The following is a 17937-nucleotide window of genomic DNA, read 5'->3' on the forward strand; positions in this document are numbered from 1 at the left end:
TCAGATGTCCCCCGACGCCCGGCCGCTCGCGTGCACCCTGGTGAGGTACGGCTGGACGAACCACGCCCAGCCGCACAGCAGCAGGACGACCACGACCGTCGTGACGACCGCCGCCGCCCCGTCGGACAGCGCGTGGACGATCAGCGTCGTGGACGCGGTGATCGAGACCGCGAGCGCGAAGGCGCCGGCGATCCCGAACCGGTTGGCGCGCCGGATCAGCAGCGCCTTCTGGTCGAGCTGGAACAGGATCCGGTGCTGGAACACCGGGGCGATGAAGCAGATCGACGCGAGCGCCGCCCCGAACAGCGCGACGTAGAACAGCGCCTTGCCGGTGCCGTCCACCTTCGCGTCGAAATTGGCGGAGAACGGGACGGTGAGCAGGAACGCGAACAGCACCTGCACGCCGGTCGTCGCCACGCGGAAGCCCTGGAGAAGTTCCATCAACTGCCGGTCGAGACGTTCGTGCTCGGTCTCGTTGCGGGGCTTGTCCGCGGGATTGACGGTCATGGTTGGCCCTTTACCCGACAAATCGACCATCAGTCCGGGCAGGTCACTTGCGGGGCGGCTCCGCACGTCTAACCGAGGGTGGGCGGCTCCACGCGCAGCGCGAGCATCGACACGTCGTCGCGCAGGTCGCTGTCGCAGAACTCCAGCAGCGCCCGCTCCACGGCGGCGAGCATCTTGTCCGGCGGGGCGCCGGCCTGCCCGGCGAGCGCCTCCAGCAGGCGCTCCTGGCCGAACTCCTGCCGCACCATGTCGCACGCCTCCAGCACCCCGTCCGAATGCAGGATCAGCGTGTCGCCGACGCTGAGGTCGATCGTGTCGAGCCCGGCCTCGAAGTCCTCGAACAGGCCGAGCGGGACGCCGCCGCGGGACGCCGACCTGATCACGCCGTTCGCGCGCACGACGATCGCCGGCGGGTGACCCGCAGTGCCGAGCGACACGATGATCCGCTCGGTCTCCAGCGTCAGGCCCGCCATCACCGCGGTGACGAACCGGTCCTCGTCCAGCAGGGCCTCGTTCACGATGCCGAGGACGTCCCCCGGACGGGCCTTCCACCGGGACGCGAGCCGGACGCAGTGCCGGGCCGTCGCGGTCACGGCCGCCGCGTCCTCTCCCTTGCCGCACACGTCGCCGAGGACAAGCCCCCAGCCGCTCTCGGTGCGGAACACGTCGTAGAAGTCGCCGCCCACGTCCGAGCCGTGCGTGGCCGTCAGGTACCGCGCGGCGACGCTCACCCCCGGAATGGCCGGGAGCTTGCGCGGCAGCAGCCCGGCCTGCAGCGTGTCCGCGACCTCGGCGCGGCGCCGGTACAGCCGGGCCGCCCGGATCACCAGGGCCAGGTAGCGGCCGAGCCGCTGGACGACCCCGAGGTCCATCAGGTCGAACGGGCCGTACTCGCCGCTCGCCGCCAGCGTGATCGTGCCGATGGCTCGGTCGCCGTCCTCGATCGGGACGCTCAGCACCGACGTCGCGCCGATCTTGCCGCACACGGGCTGCCCGTCCGGGCACACGCCGAGCACGTCGAGGTTCTCCACGTGCGGCCGGAGCGCGCTCTGCCGGGTGACGAACACGCTGTAGGGGAGGGTGTCCTCCGCGGGGTCGACCTCCTCCAGCATCCGCGCGGCCTCGACGGACCGCTCGTCCTCCGGGCCCATCACGACCTGGCGGCGCAGGTCCGGCGCGGTGCCCGCCGCGTGGATGCCGCCCTGCGGGGGCGCGCCCGGGCCGCCGTTCGGACCCGTCAGATCGATGAACGCCCAGTCGGCGAGCTCGGCGGCCAGCAGCCGGGCGCACCGCCGGACGGCGACGGTCTCGTTGAAGACCGGCTCGTCCAGCAGCAGTTCGCTCGCGGTGGCGAGGACGTCCATCCGGTGGACGATCGTCGCCACGGCCTCGTCGTCGCCCGGCCCGCCGCCCTCCGCGGTCCGCACCCGGGTGGCCCCCGCGCCCTTGGACCTGGCCGCCGGGTCGTCGGCCGGGGTGGTCGTCGGACCCGCGGCCACCACGACCATCGGGTCGGGTTCGCCGCGGATCCACACCCGGGCCAGCGTCACCACGGCGTCGATCGGGTGGTCCCGGCCGAGAAAGCGGACGTTGACGCGGCGGCGCTGCCCGGTCCGGACCACCGCCGCCAGCTGCGACCGCACCGCGGCCCGGGTCGCCATGTCGCAGAACGCCGTGAACTGCTTGCCGGACACGTATCCGGACGACGTGCCGAGCAGCTGCGCCGCCTGCCGGTTGACGCGGCGGACGCTGGTCGTCCGGTCCAGCAGGAAGAGCGGCACGGGGGCGTCCTGGAAGACGGTCCGCAGCACCCGCCGCTCGCTCTCGGCGGCGGCCGACCCGCCCGGTTCGCCGGTGTGCTCGCCGCCCATCGTCCGCAGCACGGTCAGCGCCAGCTCGAGCTCGACCAGGGCCGCGTCCAGCGTGGCGCGCAGGTCGGGTTCGGGCACGCCGGCGGCCTGGCGCAGCTCGCCGATGCGTCCTTCGAGATCCGAGATCTCCCGCAGCAGGGACTCGGGTTCGAGCTGGTCAGGCTGATCGTGCATCTGGTCTCCCTCTCGTCCGCGTCACACGGTGGAACCAGGACGGCTTCCGCCCGTACCGGGCCGGACCACGATCTACGGGGCCGCCATTGGCAGCCTATGCGCCTCGCCCACCACTAGGGCAGCCCCTGCTGACCGACGATACGCTGGGCGAGCGCGGTCAGCTTCACGTGACGCGTCTGCGAGATTCGGCGCATCTCGGCGAACGCCTCGTCGGCGTCGCAGCCGAGCGCGTGCATCAGAATGCCCTTGGCCTGATCGACGACGGCGCGCGCCTCGACCGCGGCCTGCAGCTGGACGGCGGTGCGGTGCACGTCGTCGTACTGCCGGGTGTTGGAGACCGCGGCGGTGCCCTGCGCGACCAGCAGGGACGCGAGCGCGTGCCGGCCGTGCCCGAGCGACTTCGGGGTCACCCCGTACAACGTGAGCGTGACGAGGACGGGCGGATTCACGTGCGGGGTCGTGGTGAAGCATCGCACCCCGCGGCGGAGCATGTCCGACATCGCCTCGGGCCAGCGGGTCTCGGCGAGGATGTCGTCGGAGGTCAGCGCCCGCCGGTCCCGGACCACGTCGAAGATCGGCCCGTGCCCGCGGGACAGCTGCCGGTCGGTGACCTCGGCGAGGTCGGGATGGCTGGCCGCGGCGGCCAGCGGCTCCGGACGGGGCTTGCCCGGCGCCGGAGCGGCCTCCGGCCCGGAACCCGGCGCGGGGATGTGCGGGACGTCGGTCACCGTGTCCGGCGGCAGGCCGAACCCCGGACCCGGATCGCTCCCGGCCGCCTCGGGAAGCGCCCAGCGCACGCTCGCCGCGCCCGCGCAGCCGGCCACGGCACGCGCGGCGAGCTCGGTCACCCGGTGCAGGGTGCCCACGTCCGAGGACTCCCCGACCACGCCCAGCCGGGCGATCTCCAGGGCGAGCTGGTCCGTCAGGACCGTTTCGGTGGGCGTCACCCCTCCGAGATTATCCTGGCCTGTGGACTGCGGCGATGCCTGTCCCGGCACACGGACCTGATGCTTCATGGGGGGTCCTAATTGTTGGGCGGGGCCTTGCTGATCTCGGGGAGGGGGCCGACCTCCCCGTTCGCCACCGACAGGTCGCCGATGGACACGATGCCGACGGGGCGGTGGTCGGCGTCCACGACCGGCAGCCGCCGGACGGCCTGTTCGCACATGAGTCGCGCCGCGGTGTCGGTGTCGTCCTCGGGGCGGACGGTGGTCAGCTCGGCCGTGCACACGTCACCGAGGTGCGTCAGCGCGGTGTCGCGGCTCTCCGCCACCGCGCGCACCACGATGTCCCGGTCGGTGACCAGCCCGCAGAGCTGTCCGGCGTACGTGACCAGCACATCGCCGATTCCTTCGTCCCGCATGACGCGGGCGGCCTCGTACAGCGTCGCGTCCAGCGGCAGGGAGAGGGGTGCCGCCGTCATCACGTCGCTGACCCTGGGTGGCATCGCGCGCACATCCTCCCGACTCGCCGGCGGCTCGCGTGGCCTGTGTGCGCGCCCTACCCACGGTCGGCGCGCCTATTCGGACGGTTTCCCGATCGGTCGCCGGGCCGCACGGCTCAGAACGCGAAGACGGTTCCGGTCCGTGACCGCATGACGCAGTCGTTGCCGTACTCGGCCCGGAAGCGGGCGGGTCTTCCACGCCACCGTCCCTCCGCGCGGGCGACGACGGGAGCGTAGACGTCCGTGCACATCCGGCCGTCCGGCGCGTGCGCGAACCTCCCGCCCGACCCGCTCAGCTCCAGGCACGCCCGCGCCGGCTCGGGGTGCTCGCCGCCGGGCGGATCGCAACGCAACGTGACCGCCCTGGTCCCGGACGTGTTCTCGCCGGGATGCGTGACCGAGAGCCGCAAGGACGTCCCCGAATCGGAAGGCGTGGCCGCCACGAGAGCAACCAACGCACCCACGATCACACCGGTCGCAAGATTCGGCATCGACACTCCCGACAATGAGGGGTTGTCGCTTATTGTATCGATGCGATGACAGAACGTGCGCGAAATCGAACGATCCCGCAGCCACGGGGCAGCTGCGGGATCACGTGCTTGCTGCGGTTCTCAGAACGTTCAGGCGGCCAGAGTGTGCGCGGCGCGGTTGTGGGTGCTGAGGGACTCGCGGAGCTGCTTGCGGCCGCGGTGCAGGCGGGACATGACGGTTCCGATGGGGGTGCCCATCATCTCCGCGATCTCCTTGTAGGCGTAGCCCTCGACGTCCGCGAGGTAGACGGCGTCGCGGAAGTCCTTGGGGAGGGCGCGAAGGGCGTCGACGACCTGGGAGTCGGGGATGCGGTCCAGGGCCTCGGACTCGGCGGACCGGAAACCGGACGTGAGCGACTCGCCCTGCGCGATCTGCCACTCCTCCAGCTCCTCGGAGCCGGCGCGCTGGGGCTCGCGCTGCTTCTTGCGGTAGGTGTTGATGAAGTTGTTGGTGAGGATGCGGTGCAGCCACGCCTTGAGGTTCGTGCCTTCCTGGAACTGGTGGAAGTTCACGTAGGCCTTGGCCAGGGTCTCCTGGACGAGGTCCTCGGCGTCGGCGGTGTTGCGGGTCATGCGGACGGCGCTGGCGTACAGCGGGTCGGCGAGCGGCAGGACGTCGCGCTCGTAGCGCCGCGTGTTCTCGATCGTCGCGGTGCCCTTGGCGTCGCGGCCGTTGTCGACCTTGGTGTTGCGGCGGACAGGTGTGGTGACAGCGGTCATCGTCGCTCCCCGTGGTAATGCCTCGTGAGAGGCCGGTTGCATGGCGCGTGTTCGGGGGCACGCGCGGACCGGGCGGAAAACCGCCCCCCGTCAACTGGTACGTGCCACCGTTCCCGGCGGGTTCGGTAGAGCCTCGGCCTCGCATGGAGGGTCGGCCGAGGGTGCTGCGCGCTTCGGCTATTGCCAGAGCGACCCCGCATCTTCGGGACGTCGCGGGCTGTGCCCGATCTGGCGCCTCCCACCCGCCGGTGGGTCTTCCTGGTATGTAAGACGCCTGGAACGGGCCAAAAGGTTGCCATGAGTTTTCGTGTCGTCCATCACACCGGGTGGCGAGACGGACGAACCGGTACTGATCAGAAGGTATAAGGCGCGGATTCCGGGGGCGTTCCGCGTTCGGTCACGGGGTGGCGAGATGACCCGCCAGGACGGCCGGGACGAGCCGTGCCGCGAACTCCTCCGGCGCGGCGGGCAGCCCGGCGCCCGCCGCCACCGTCTCCGGGCCGGCGAGCCGGGTCAGGAACGCGTGCTGCTGACACCCCCCGAGCAGGGCCGCCGCGATGAAGGGGAGCGGCGCGCCGTCCGCGAGCCGTCCGGCCTTCTGCTCGGCCTCCAGATAGCCGATCAGGGCGGAGTGGCCCATCACCGGACCTGCCATGGGGCCGCCGGGCGGCCCCGCCGGGGGACCGCCCGGCGCCCCAGGGGGCAGCGGCCCGGCTCTGTGGCCACCGCCGTTCCGCGCGCGTGCCTTGGCGGCGGCCTCGTCCTGTGCCTTCACCGGGCCGTTGTCCCTCAGCCATGCGATCAGTTCCGGGTCGGCCAGGACGGGGCCGGTCATCGGCAGCAGTTCGCCGTAGAAGGCGACCATCTGCGCGGCAAGGCGGATGAGGTTCTCCTCCACCGTGTTCTGCCCGGCGGACCCGAGGAGGGTCATCATCGCGGTGCGCGCCGTCCCGGTCACCTCGGCCAGGGCCGCCGCGAACAACGCGGTCTTGTTGGCGAAGTGGTTGTAGAGGCTGCCCTCGGAGACGCCCGCGGTGCGCGCGATCTCCTTGGTCGTCGCGGCGACGATCCCGCGTGCCTGGATCACCGTGACCGCCGCGGCCAGGATCCGCTCCCGCATCGGTTCCGCCCGTGCTGCCAAACCCCGTGTCACCTCACCTTCCACCGTGGACGTTAGCACGCCCAGGAGCAATGAGTGAGCGCTCACCCGGTCCATTTTCGCGGACTTCCGGCGATCTTGTCTCACAGCAGGTAACTTCCCCTTCACCGCGCGTTGCCGGGAAGCTTCGAGCGTCGTTTCCGCTCGGGTGAGGGGGACCGCATGGTGATCGCGGACCTGCTGGGAGTGGCGAGGATGACCGCCATCACGCTGGACGGGCGTGGGCGCATCAGCCACTGGGACGACACCGCCGCCGACCTGTTCGGCGCCGCCCGGCCGCAGGCGGTGGGGCGCCCGCCCGCCGCCCTGCTCGGGCTTCCGAGGGAGCATCGCGGCGCCTTCGAGCCGGAGGTCTTCGGGCACGTCTGGTGCGGGACCTGCACCCTACGGCGCGTCGACGACGGCGAACCGGCCGAGGTCGGCTGGTGGGTCTACCCGATCGACGGGGACCCGGGCGACCACGGCGTCCGGGTCCTGGCGCTGGCCGCCGACCTGCGCCGGCTCCGCCGCGACGGGATCGGCATCACCATCGGCGACCTCCTGCTCGCCCCGCCCGACTCGGCCGGGCCGTCCGACGGCGCCGCCCGCCGCCCGGCCGCCGCCCGGCTGCTGCGGGTCGAGCCGACCCTCGCGGCGCCGTCCGGGGACGAGCCCGACCGGTGCGCGGGCCCGTTCGCCGGCCGCCTCGCCGAGCTGCTGACCGCACTGGACCGGGCCGCGTCCGAGAAGATCACCTCGCAGGTGCTCGGCTTCGGCTGCCCGGCGGTCTCGCTCGGGCTGACCATCCGGCTGCCCCTCGTCCCGCACACGCCGTCCGCCCCGCACGCGGGTCTCACACCCCGGGGAGGCGCCGCGCCCCGCGCCGGCGGCGGCGCGCAGCCGAGGAGGGGGCCGGGGACGTCCGGGACCGCGGACCGGCCGCCGCCCACCCGCCGGGACGTGTCGCGCTCGCTGGAGCCGCTCGCCTACCTCGGCGCGGCCGGCGAGCAGATCGGCAGCTCGCTGGACCACCTGCACGCAGCGCGGACGCTCGCCGAGGTGGTCGTGCCGCGGCTCGCCGACTTCGCCGCCGTCGAGCTGCTCGAACGCGTCGTCGCCGACTCGGCGCCGCCCGCCGACGAGGTCGACGAGACCACGCCGATGCGCCGCGTCGCCGTCGCCCACAACGACGAGCCCGGACGCTGGGAGGAGGCCGTCCCCGAAGGCGAGGCGCTGTTCCTGCCGTCCGGCACGCCGTTCGTCCAGGCGATGCGGACGGGGCGGCCCGTCCACATCCCGTGCGTCGACCCCGAGCGGGCCGCGCGGATCGCCGCCGTGTTCGGCGACCGCGACCTGCGGCCGCTGTTCACCGGCCGCGCGCTGCTGGTCGTCCCGCTGATCGCGCGGGGCCGGGTGCTCGGCACGTTCAAGCTGCTCCGCAAGCCCGACCGGCCCGGGTTCGACGAGCTCGACCTCGCCATGGTCGACGAGCTGGCCCGCCGCGCCGCGCTCTGCGTCGACAACGGGCGGCTGTACCGGCGCGAGGTGAAGGTCGCCGAGGAGCTGCAGCGCAGCATGCTCCCGGACGACCCGCCGGACGTCGCCGGGGCCCGGGTCCGCTACCGCTACCGGCCCGCCGGGCAGGCCGCCCAGGTCGGCGGCGACTGGTTCGACGCCATCCCGCTGCCCGGCTGCCGGCTCGGCATCGTCGTCGGCGACGTGATGGGGCACGGCCTCACCTCAGCCGCGATCATGGGGCAGCTGCGCACCGCCGTCCGCACCCTCGCCGCCGAGGACATGCGGCCCGCCCGGCTGCTGCGCCAGCTCGACGGGCTCGCCCGCCGGCTCGGCGAGGACTACCTCGCCACCTGCCTGTTCGCGGTGTACGACCCGGTCGAGCGGCTGTGCACGCTCGCCAACGCCGGGCACGTCCCGCCCGTGCTGGTCTCGGCGGACGGTGAGAGCCGCGTCCTGCCCGTCCCGTCCGGCGTGCCCGTCGGGGTCGGCGGAGAACCGTTCGAGACGATGGAGGTCAAGGTCGAGGACGGGTCCCAGCTCGTGCTGTGCACCGACGGGCTCCTCGAACGCCGCGACCGCGACATCGACACCGGGCTGGAGGAGCTGCGCGACCGGCTCGCCGGGGCGTCCGCCGACCTCGACGGCACCTGCGACGACCTGCTCGACACGCTCCCGGCGCCCACGCCCGCCGACGACATCGCCATCGTCGCGGTCGGCTTCGACGGCATCCCGGCCGACGACGTCGTCAGCTGGGAGCTCGAACCCGAGCCGGGCTCGGTCCCGTGGATCCGCGGCCAGGTCGCCTCCCGGCTCGCCGGCTGGGGCCTCGGGGCCCTCACCGACACCGCGCAGCTCCTCGTCAGCGAGCTCGTCACCAACGCCCTCGTGCACGGCGCCGGATCCCTCGGCGTCCGCCTGATCAAGGGCCGGACGCTGCTCTGCGAGGTGCACGACGACGGCGCCGACATGCCGCATCTCCGGCACGCCGACGCCACCGACGAGTCCGGCCGCGGGCTCCAGCTCGTCAGCCACCTGTCCACCCGCTGGGGCACGCACCGCACCGAGGAAGGCAAGATCGTGTGGTTCGAGCAGCGCATCCGGCCGTGCTGATCACCGTGGTCGTGGGCCCGCCTCGCGATTCTGAGAGGTAAATGTCCCGTTCGCGCCAGATACTTTCCAACCTCCCCTTCGTTCTGATCGAAGGTGTCGCCGTTCATCGAGGCCCACCGGGGGACGAGTTGGGTGAGGATCTGACGCTGCCGGTTCCGGAGACGCTTTACGGCACGTACGCCGTGGCGCTCGCCGAACCGATCCCCGACCCCGCCGCCCTCGCGCACGGCGAGGTGACGCGGCGCACCTCGCCGCCGCTTCGAGACCTCGTCCTCGGAATGCTCGACAGCCCCATGCTCACCCTCGACCAGCGGCCGGCGGAGGGCTTCCCGCCGCTGCCGGGCGAGCTGCTCGCCGCGTACGGCGGATCCCCGTCCACCCTGGAGGCCGTCGACGCCGCCGCGCACGTCCTCGCCGTCCGCGCCGCGTACCGGCCGGGCCGTCCGCCCGCGCACGAATGGGCCGCCCGCGCCGTCGCCGGCGCGCTCGGCGCCGCCACGGACTCCCCGGTGATCGACGTCTTCACCCCGCAGGTCCTGCCGCGGGACCGCCTCTTCCGCTCCCTGCCGGGGCCCGGCGGCACGATCAGGCTCACCGACTGGATGCTCCTTCCGCACACCTCCGGCCGGAGCGGTTTCTATTTCACCACCAAGGGGCTCGCCAGATTCGGTCTCCCGGAACTGCAGACGGAGAACGTCCCACCCGGCCTCGTCGAGCCGTGGGGGCGGCTCCTGAACGGCCTCGCCCGCCGCGTCCTCGACCTCTGGCTGGACGAACTGCCCGCCGGTGAACAGCCCCTCGTGGTCGAGATCCCCGAGATCGTCTCCGTCGGTCTCCAGGACATCGCCGCCGCTCAGGGCATCGACGAGCCGATGCGGCGCGAGGTGTCCGTCCGGCTGCGGCTCGACCGGGAACCGCGTCCCGTCCTCACCGTGCTGCCCGCCGAGGACGGCCCGGACCGCCTCGACGCCTTGTGCGCCGCCCTCTTCGGCGCCCCCCAAAGCCACCGCTGAACTTGCCGATGATCTTGAAGTCGGCGCAGGATCGACACCGTGAGATTCGGCCCGCGTGACCGTCGCAGCCCCGAACCCGAGGACCCCGGCCCCCCGGAGTCCTCCGACCCCGAGGACGCCGGCCCCCGCCAGGGCCCCTATCCCGGGGACGTCCACGTGGCGGGCAGGAGCACCACCCCCGCCTCGAACGACCCCCCGGCCGACTGGGTCCCCGTCCAGCCCCCACCGGACACCGAGGGCGAGCCGCAAACGCCACGGGACCCCGGCGCCACCCAACCGACCTCACCCTCGTGGACCCCCTACGAACCAGGTGTCTCCCCGACACCCGGCGACCCGCCCCCACCAGACTCGTGGACGCCCCCGGCCCCCAGCCCCGGCCCCTCGGAGGCCCCATGGCCGGGCGCTCAGCCAGGCGAACCGACCTCATCCTGGACGCCCTACGACTCGGCCAGACCCGGCGCTGCCCCCACGCCCGGCCCAACGCCACCAGAGCCCGCCCCGGACGAACCGCTGCCAGGACCAAACCCGCAACCAGCCCAGCCGCCGTCGTGGACGCCTCATGAGTCGGGCGCCGCATCGGAGCCTGGCTCAGTGTCGCCGGAGCCCGCCTTCGACGAGCCGTTGCCTGGGCCGCGCCTGCAGCCGGGCTCGGCGTCGTCAGGATCGCCGTCCTGGGCGCCTTATGAGTCGGGCGGTTCGCGCGGACCCGGCGATGCCCCTGCGTCCGGCTCAACGCCACCAGAGCCCGCCCCGGACGAACCGCGCCCGCAGCCGGGCTCGCCCCCGTCGGAGCCGCCGTCGTGGGCGTCTTATGGCTCGGGTGGCTCGGCAGGGTCTGGTACTGCATCGGGGCCTGGCTCAGCGTCGCCGGAGTCCGCCTTTGACGAGCCGTCGCCTGGGCCGCGCCCGGAGCGGGGCTCGGCGTCGTCAGGATCGCCGTCCTGGGCGCCTTATGAGTCGGGCGGTTCGGGCAGACCCGGCGATGCCCTTGCGTCCGGCTCAACGTCGCCAGAGTTCGCCTCGGACGAGCCGCTGCCCGGGCCGCGCTTGGAGTCGCCGTCGTGGGCGGGCGACCAGTCGGCTTCGGGGCGGCGGGCGGGGCGGCATGTGCGGGGGGACGATGAGCCGTTCCTGCCGGGGAAGGGGCTGTCGGCCGAGCCGCCGCCGGTGACCGTGCCGCGGCCGCGGTGGGCGCCGGTGGTGCGGCCCGGGCCGATGGCGGATCCCGAGCGGCGCCGCGCGATGGCGGACGCGTTCGTGGCGGAGTTCGTCGGCAGCACCACGTGGCGGGCGACGCTCGCGGTGCTGGAGAGCGCGTTCCCCGGGCTCGGGTTGGCGGCGACGCTCTCGCGGCGCCCCGATGAGCTGTGGCGGACGATGGACCCGCTCGACCGGACGGCGGCGGCCAAGCTCGGGGTGCCGGCGTGGCTGGACGACGCCGGGATGGTGTTCGACCTCAGCGCCCGGCTGGGCGTGCGGCCGGTGCGGGCAGCGACGCCGGAACGGTCGCGTCCGGCGCGCGCGTCCAGGCCGTACGCGGGCGCCTTCGTCGTCGACACGCTGGATCCGCTGCGCTACCACCGGGCCGTGGGCGGGCCGCGGGCGCCGCGCGACCTGCCGGGGGAGGGGACGCTGCCGGTCCCGTCCGCGGCGGAGGACGACGACAGCGGCGTCGTGATCGTCGCGAACCTGACGTCCGCGGGCGTCCGGGTGCTGGACTCGGCGGTGCTCTGGAGGTACGCGGGCCGGGTCGTCACCGGGACGCTGCTGGAACCGGGCCGCCCGGGGTCGCGGGCCAGGGCGCGCAGCGCGCTGCGGGCCCTGCGGCGCGTCGTGTTCGTCGATCCGGAGCTCGGGCTCGGGCTGTGCCTGCAGATCGACGCGGCGCGTGTCCCGCGATGCCTGCTGGCGTTCAGCGTGGACCGGGCGGACGGCGCGCCGCGGTTCGTCAGGTCCTGATCAGTCGTCCGAGCGCAGCCAGGACAGGTCGCGCTGCCGGTCGGCCGGAAGCTCGCGGATGTGGTCCACGAGCTGCCACGGCTCGGTCGGCGGCGTGCCCTCGTCCGGCAGCACGCCGCACAGCAGCGCGCTCTGCGTGCCGACCGCGACGAACGGGCCGAACTGCGCGACCCCGCCGCCGCGCAATGACGCCAGCTCGGCGAGCAGCGCGTTCACGGCGGACGCGTCCTGCGGGTCGTACAGGCCGCGGACGTAGGAGAACAGGTCCTCGGCGAGGACGTCCGGGCGGCGTCCGGACATCTGGTAGACGGTGCCCCAGTAGGTGCCCGTGGCCTGCGCCGACCGCTGGTCGCGAACGCGGACCCGCAGCCCGCACTCGGCGGCGCACTGCTCGTACGCCTCGGCGAGCAGCGCCTCGCCCTCACCCTCCTCGCTGAGCAGGACGCCGGTGACGACGCCCTCCTCCCGGTCGAGGCGGTCGAGCATCTCGCGGTTCAGTTCCGCGACGTCCTGCTCCACCGCGTCGAGGGAGCGTGCCAGCGCGTGCTGTGCGTCCCGGTCGAGGTCGACGCCCGCCATCTCCTCGGAGAGGTCGCCGAACTGCTTCTCCAGCCGGTCCACCCGGCCGGTGACGGAGTCCAGCCTTTCGACGAGGTCGGTGGGCGGGCCCTCCGGCTGCGGCGGCGGGATCGGGATGCCGACCGGCTCCGTCGCCTCGTCGACGACCTGCTTGAGGGCGTCATGCTCCCTGGCGAGCTCGTTCAGTTGCTTCCGCAGGTTGCGCAGTTCCGCCTGGGCCTGGGGGAGCCGTTTGTCGGAGGCCAGGTAGAGCTCGCGTCCGGCGATCGCAAGGCAGAGCAGGACCAGGATCACGGTGGTCATGTGACTCCTCGGGAAGCGGGCTGCGCTCTCGACGATAACCACCCGTGGCCGCATTGGCCGAGTGCGCGACGGATCTCGTCCGAAACGCCCTCATTTCCTGGGCGGCGCGCCCCGCCGGCGTCAGCCGAAGAGGCCGCCCAGCAGACCGCCGAGGACTTCCGCGGCACCGCCCGCGAGTTCGCCGGCCACGTCGCCCGCGATGTCCCCGGCGATGCCGCCGGCCGCGTCCGCGATCATGTGGCCGGCGACGTCGCCCGCGTACCCGGCGACGGCGTTGCCGAACGCGTCCACGGGGGCGCCGGCGACATATCCCGCGACGTCGCCCACCGCGCCGATGGCCACACCGCCGGCGATTCCGGCCGCGGCCGCGCCGCCGACCAGTCCGGCCGCGGCGACGCCGTGCCCGTGGTGGCCGCGATGCCCGTGATAGCCGGGCGGACCGTGATGGACGTGCACCGGCGGCGGGCCCGGGTGCCCGGGCGCGGCGGGCGGATAGGGGGCCGGGCCCGGCGGAGCGGGCGGAGGCGGCCCGGTGTGGGCGGGCGGCGCGTACGGCGCCGGACCTGCGGGCGCGGGAGGCGGCGTCGCGCCGGGCGGCATGGGCCCAGGCGGCATGGCGCCCGGTGGGGTGACGTGCCCGGGCGCGGGAGGCGGACCTCCGTGGCCGGGCATAGGAGAGTGCGCAGGCGGGACGCCATGGCCAGGCGCGGGAGGCGGACCGGGCGGGCCCACGTGGCCGGGCGCCGGAGGCGGGCCGGGCGGGCCCGCGTGGCCGGGCGCGGGAGGCAGGCCGGGCGGGCCCGCGTGGCCGGGCGCGGGAGGCGGGCCGGGCGGGCCTCCATGACCGGGCATGGGGGAGTGTGCGGGTGGTGCGCTCGGAGGGGGCGGCGGGAAGGCATGGCCCGGCGCGCCACCCTGGCCCGGTGCGGCGCCGGGAGCGGGCGCGTTGGACGGGCCCGGCGGGTACCCGGGGCCGGGGCTCGCCATGGGAGCCGGCTGCCGGCCGGGGTCGGGTGCGGGCGGCGGGAACTGCGCGTTGCCGTGCTGCCCGTACTCGCCCGGCCCGCCATAAGCCGCCGCGGCGGGCTGCCCGGGGGGCGGAGGCGGGAAGCCCGCGGGCCCGCCGGGCGGTGGCAGCGGCGCCTGACCCGGAGGTGGCGGCGGGGGCGCGCCATGGGCGGAGGGGCCCGGGCGGGACGACCGCGGCAGCGCGACGGCGGCGTCCAGCCACTGGCCGATCTTGGCGTTCCAGTCCGTCTCGGCGGCCTCGGCGTGCGGCACCCGGAAGACGCCGAACGACTCGTCCTGCGGAGTGTCGCGGTCTTCGGCGCGCAGGACGAACGCCATGGCGCTCGGGCTGGCGACGAAGCTCAGCCCGACCTTCTCGATGCGGCCCTCGAACGCCGTCGGCGGGTTGAGGTGGATCTCCTGGTGGAACGGCAGCTGCTGGGAGACGCCCCGCAGTTTGGACGACTCGAACGTCACGTTGGTGATCTGGAAGCCGAGCTGCGCGATCGCGGCGAGCACCCACTGCTGCGATTCCAGCGGCTCCACCGAGATCGGGTCGACGTCGCCGGGATCGGGCTGGCCCGCCAGGTCGACCTCGGTGCACATCCCGATGGTGAAGCCCGGGAGCTCGTGGCCGAGGACGGTGGTGAACGGCAGCTCGTACGGCAGCGGGATCGAGAACGACAGGTCGCGCTGCCCGCCGGGGTCCAGCCGGAAACCGCGGGTCAGGGCGCCGCGGTACACCTCGGGCCCGGCGGTCTCGCCCCCGTACCCGTCCCGCATGCGCGGCATCAGCGCCAGCGTCACATGCCGGACCTCCGCGGGCCCGGAACCGCCGCGCAGATGCACCTTGCCCGCCACGACCCCGCCGGGCTTGCAGTTCGGCTCGGCCAGGATCGTGTCGACGGACGGCCCGCCGCCTGCCATCTGCCCGTAGGACACAGGCCGTTCCCCTCTCCCGACGCGGGGCACTCCCCGCGCATCTCCGCCCGCGCGACGCGGGCCGCGCACATCGGCCCGCTCAAGTTAGACCTAGTCCACCATGCCATCGGTTCACGCCGCGAAGCGGAAACAAGCCCATTTTCCGCGCCGCCTCCGCCCCGCCGAGCGCCCCGCGGCCCCAGGTTGGGCCTGCCTGGTACACGATTTGCCGCAAGCCCCAAGCCCCAAGCCCCAAGCCGCACGCCGCACGCCGCACGCCTCAAAGCCGCAAGCCGTGGGGGCGCAGGGGTGTGGCGTTGTGGTTGCTTGGCGTCGTTGGGGCCACTGGTCGTGTGGGGCGTGTGGTGGCACCTGCCCGGATGGGGGCGCGGCTACTTCTCCTTTGTGGGTTTCAGCCGCACCTCGCCGGGCGCCGGTGTGTGGCGTTGTGGTTGCTGGCGTTGTCGGGGCCGTGGGGCGTGGGGCGACGTCTGCCCGGGTGGGCGGCTACTCCTCCTTTGAGGTGACGGTGACGGTGGCGTAGCCGAGTTTCTCCAGTGGCTCGCGGATCTGGGCGGCGTCCCCGACGGCGATGACGGTCAGGGCCTCCGGGTCGACGTGCTTGCGGTAGGCGTGGGCCACGCCGTCGGGAGTGGAGGTGCGCACGGCGGCCAGGTAGGCGCTCGGGTAGTCGGCGCCCAGGCCGTTGGCGGACACGTCGGCCAGCTCGGCGGCCACGGAGCGGGCCGTCTCGTACTCGGCGGGCGCCCGGTCCGCCAGCGCGCGGACGGACGAGCCGTGCTCGTCGGCGTCGATGCCCCGGGAGACGATGCCGCGCAGCTCGGTCAGCGCGTCGGCGACGGCGTCGGCGGTGACCTCGGTGTGGACGGCGCCCTGGGCGATGAACAGGCCGCAGTGCCGCATCCGCAGGAGGCCGGCGCGCATGCCGTAGGTGTAGCCCTTCTCCTCTCGCAGCACCGCGTTCAGACGCGATGTGAGGCCGCCGCCGAGGACGTGCGAGGCGACCATCAGGGACGGCCAGTCGTGGTGCGACCGGTCCGGGATCCCGTGGCCGAAGTTGAGGTACGTCTGGACCGACCCGGGACGGTCCACGACGACGATGCGGGCGGCGGACTCGGGCATGATCCGGTCGGCGGTGGGGAGCGGCCCGCCGGTGCCCGCCCATTCCCGCAGGGCGGCGGCGAGGGCCGCGTCGGCGTCCGTCCCGGCAAGGTCGCCGGCGACGACCGCGGTCGCCTCTGCGGGGACCGCGGAGCCGTAGAAGGAGCGGACGTCCGAGCCCTGGAGCGCCCCGATCGAGGTGCGGGTGCCGCCTGTCGGCCTGGACGCCCGGGCCTCGGCCGGGAACATCACCGCGCGCAGTTCGCGCATGGCGCGCGAGCCCGGGTCGGCGTCCTCCTGGGCGATCTCCTCCAGCCGCTCGCGGACGAGGCGGCGCACGTCGGCGTCGTCGAGCGCGGGGCGGCGTACCACCGAGGAGAACAGGTCCAGTGCCGCGCCGAGCCGGGTCGTCGGGACGTCCAGCGCGATCCGCAGCGCGGTCAGGTCGGCGTGCGCGTAGAGGCTGGCGCCGAGCCGCTCGAACGCGGCGGTGAGCGCGGTGCCGCCGCCTGGCTCGGTGCCCTCCAGCAGGGCGCGGGCGGCCAGCGTCGCGACGCCGTCCAGGCCGGACGGCTCGCGGCCCGCGCCCGCGTGCAGGACGAGCCGGACCGCGGCGAGGCGCCGCCCGGGCAGGTCGCAGCGGAGCGTCGCCGGGCCGGCCGGGACGCGGCCCGCGGCGCCGGCCGGGAACTCCCAGACCGGGACGGGCCCCGGGACGGGACGGGGCTGCAGTGCAAGGCCGCTGCTCACGAGGTGCCTCCGTAGGTCAGGGCGGTGCGGGCGCCGGGGGCCAGCCAGCGGCCCGCCATCTCCTTGATCGCGTCTCCGGTGACCGCGGCGGCGCGGCCGGGGGCGGTGAAGACCCGGGCCGGGTCGCCGAACTGCGTCGCGTTCTGCGACAGCGCGTTGGCGAGGCCGGTCACCGTCTCGGTCTGCTCCAGGAAGCCGCGTTCGGCCTGGGCGGTGGCGCGGGCGGTCTCGTCGGCGTCCGGGCCCTGCGCGGCGAACCGCTGGAGTTCCTCGTCCAGCACGGCGGCGATCTTGTCCGGTTCGGGGCCGATGGCGTCCACGATCGCCAGGGAGGGGCCGGACGCCAGCCGGGTCACCCCGGCCCAGACCTCGGTCGCGATCTGGTCGCGGCGCACCATCCGGTCGTAGAGGCGGGAGCCGGAGCCGCCGCCGAGGATCTCGACGGCGAGCTCGGCGGCCTCGACGTCGTCGCCGCCGTCGGTGGGCAGGGTGAACATCGCGAAGTACGCGGGCGACGGGACCTCCTCGTCGACCGACTCGCCTCGGACGCCGGTCAGCGGCCCGAGCTCACCGGGACGCGCGGCGGGCTGCTGCGGGCCCACCGGAAGGCCGCCGAAGTAACGCTCCACCGCCTCCAGCGTCTTCTCGGCGTCGACGTCGCCGACGACGGACAGGACGGCGTTACCCGGCGCGTACCAGGTGGCGAAGAAGTCCGTGCAGTCGTCGAGGGTGGTGGCGTCCAGGTCGTCCATGGAGCCGATGGGGGTGTGCGCGTAGGGGTGCCCTTCCGGGAACGTCAGCGCGCACAGCCGCTCGAAGGCCGTCCCATAGGGCTGGTTGTCGTAGCGCTGGCGGCGCTCGTTCTTCACGACGTCGCGCTGGTTGTCGAGGTTGGCCTGGGTGAGCGCGGCGGGGAGCGTGCCCATCCGGTCGGCCTCCAGCCAGAGCGCGAGCTCCAGATGGCTGACCGGCACCGTCTCGTAGTAGTTCGTGCGCTCGAACGCCGTGCTGGCGTTGAACGCGGCGCCCGCGCTCTCCATCAGCGCCGCGTGCTCGCCCTCGGCGACGTTCGCGGACCCCTGGAACATCAGGTGCTCGAAGAGGTGGGCGAGCCCGGTGCGGCCGGCGCGCTCGTGCCGCGAGCCCACCCCGTACCAGATGTTCACGGCGGCCAGTGGTACGACGTGGTCCTCGCAGACCACCACGCGAAGGCCATTGCCGAGCGTGTGCTCATGCAGCGGCTGTTCTGCCACGGAGCGCTCCCGTCCGT

At 74.0% G+C, this 17937-nt stretch carries 14 protein-coding genes; 3 read left to right on the forward strand and 11 right to left on the reverse strand.

The window, feature by feature from the left end:
• The 7 genes from ACQPZP_RS07460 to ACQPZP_RS07490 form a co-directional block, all read right to left on the reverse strand.
• Window positions 1–507 (reverse strand): DUF6328 family protein, encoded by a 507-nt coding sequence (locus ACQPZP_RS07460; protein ID WP_433476896.1) that lies wholly within the window; start codon window positions 505–507, stop codon window positions 1–3.
• Window positions 508–575: 68 nt separating this feature from the next.
• Window positions 576–2552: a SpoIIE family protein phosphatase gene (locus tag ACQPZP_RS07465; protein WP_433476897.1), complete on the reverse strand. Its 1977-nt coding sequence runs from the start codon at window positions 2550–2552 to the stop codon at window positions 576–578.
• 113 nt (window positions 2553–2665) lie between these two features.
• Window positions 2666–3499, reverse strand: a complete 834-nt coding sequence (locus ACQPZP_RS07470; RefSeq protein WP_433476898.1) for an ANTAR domain-containing protein — start codon at window positions 3497–3499, stop codon at window positions 2666–2668.
• Window positions 3500–3576: 77 nt separating this feature from the next.
• Window positions 3577–3999, reverse strand: a complete 423-nt coding sequence (locus ACQPZP_RS07475) for a CBS domain-containing protein (RefSeq protein ID WP_433466888.1) — start codon at window positions 3997–3999, stop codon at window positions 3577–3579.
• A 113-nt stretch (window positions 4000–4112) separates the two neighbouring features.
• Window positions 4113–4487, reverse strand: a complete 375-nt coding sequence (locus tag ACQPZP_RS07480) for an SSI family serine proteinase inhibitor (RefSeq protein WP_433476899.1) — start codon at window positions 4485–4487, stop codon at window positions 4113–4115.
• Window positions 4488–4616: 129 nt separating this feature from the next.
• Window positions 4617–5246: a sigma-70 family RNA polymerase sigma factor gene (locus ACQPZP_RS07485; protein ID WP_433476900.1), complete on the reverse strand. Its 630-nt coding sequence runs from the start codon at window positions 5244–5246 to the stop codon at window positions 4617–4619.
• A gap of 397 nt (window positions 5247–5643) precedes the next feature.
• Window positions 5644–6366, reverse strand: coding sequence for a TetR/AcrR family transcriptional regulator (locus tag ACQPZP_RS07490; protein ID WP_433476901.1), 723 nt, complete (start codon window positions 6364–6366; stop codon window positions 5644–5646).
• A 201-nt stretch (window positions 6367–6567) separates the two neighbouring features.
• Here ACQPZP_RS07490 and ACQPZP_RS07495 point away from each other — a divergent pair, with 201 nt between their 5' ends.
• The 3 genes from ACQPZP_RS07495 (at window position 6568) to ACQPZP_RS07505 (ending at window position 11984) form a co-directional block, all read left to right on the forward strand.
• Complete coding sequence (locus ACQPZP_RS07495; RefSeq protein WP_433476902.1) at window positions 6568–9012, forward strand: SpoIIE family protein phosphatase; 2445 nt, start codon at window positions 6568–6570, stop codon at window positions 9010–9012.
• A gap of 128 nt (window positions 9013–9140) precedes the next feature.
• A complete protein-coding gene (locus ACQPZP_RS07500; protein WP_433476903.1) occupies window positions 9141–10025 on the forward strand; it encodes a hypothetical protein in 885 nt (294 codons plus the stop codon).
• 1107 nt (window positions 10026–11132) lie between these two features.
• Entirely contained in the window at window positions 11133–11984 is an 852-nt protein-coding gene (locus ACQPZP_RS07505; protein WP_433476904.1) for a hypothetical protein, read from the forward strand.
• Here ACQPZP_RS07505 and ACQPZP_RS07510 read toward each other — a convergent pair whose 3' ends face one another.
• The 4 genes from ACQPZP_RS07510 to ACQPZP_RS07525 all read right to left on the reverse strand — a co-directional run bounded on the left by ACQPZP_RS07510 (window position 11985) and on the right by ACQPZP_RS07525 (window position 17920).
• On the reverse strand, window positions 11985–12866 hold the full coding sequence (locus tag ACQPZP_RS07510; protein WP_433476905.1) for a hypothetical protein: 882 nt from the start codon (window positions 12864–12866) through the stop codon (window positions 11985–11987). It abuts the gene before it with no gap.
• A 120-nt stretch (window positions 12867–12986) separates the two neighbouring features.
• Window positions 12987–14816 (reverse strand): sporulation protein, encoded by a 1830-nt coding sequence (locus ACQPZP_RS07515; RefSeq protein WP_433476906.1) that lies wholly within the window; start codon window positions 14814–14816, stop codon window positions 12987–12989.
• Window positions 14817–15302: 486 nt separating this feature from the next.
• A complete protein-coding gene (locus tag ACQPZP_RS07520; RefSeq protein WP_433476907.1) occupies window positions 15303–16667 on the reverse strand; it encodes a M16 family metallopeptidase in 1365 nt (454 codons plus the stop codon).
• Window positions 16664–17920: a M16 family metallopeptidase gene (locus ACQPZP_RS07525; RefSeq protein WP_433476908.1), complete on the reverse strand. Its 1257-nt coding sequence runs from the start codon at window positions 17918–17920 to the stop codon at window positions 16664–16666. Before ACQPZP_RS07525 ends, ACQPZP_RS07520 begins: the two co-directional genes overlap by 4 nt.
• Window positions 17921–17937: the final 17 nt, after the last annotated feature.

The organism is Spirillospora sp. CA-142024, from assembly GCF_050942325.1.
Taxonomy (GTDB): domain Bacteria; phylum Actinomycetota; class Actinomycetes; order Streptosporangiales; family Streptosporangiaceae; genus Spirillospora.

Excerpts from the sequence above, each read along its gene's own strand:
- ACQPZP_RS07480 (WP_433476899.1), bottom strand. The coding sequence starts at position 4,487 with ATGCCGAATCTTGCGACCGGTGTGATCGTGGGTGCGTTGGTTGCTCTC.
- ACQPZP_RS07495 (WP_433476902.1), top strand. The coding sequence starts at position 6,568 with ATGGTGATCGCGGACCTGCTGGGAGTGGCGAGGATGACCGCCATCACG.
- ACQPZP_RS07490 (WP_433476901.1), bottom strand. The coding sequence starts at position 6,366 with ATGCGGGAGCGGATCCTGGCCGCGGCGGTCACGGTGATCCAGGCACGC.
- ACQPZP_RS07485 (WP_433476900.1), bottom strand. The coding sequence starts at position 5,246 with ATGACCGCTGTCACCACACCTGTCCGCCGCAACACCAAGGTCGACAAC.
- ACQPZP_RS07510 (WP_433476905.1), bottom strand. The coding sequence starts at position 12,866 with ATGACCACCGTGATCCTGGTCCTGCTCTGCCTTGCGATCGCCGGACGC.
- ACQPZP_RS07460 (WP_433476896.1), bottom strand. The coding sequence starts at position 507 with ATGACCGTCAATCCCGCGGACAAGCCCCGCAACGAGACCGAGCACGAA.
- ACQPZP_RS07475 (WP_433466888.1), bottom strand. The coding sequence starts at position 3,999 with ATGCCACCCAGGGTCAGCGACGTGATGACGGCGGCACCCCTCTCCCTG.
- ACQPZP_RS07465 (WP_433476897.1), bottom strand. The coding sequence starts at position 2,552 with ATGCACGATCAGCCTGACCAGCTCGAACCCGAGTCCCTGCTGCGGGAG.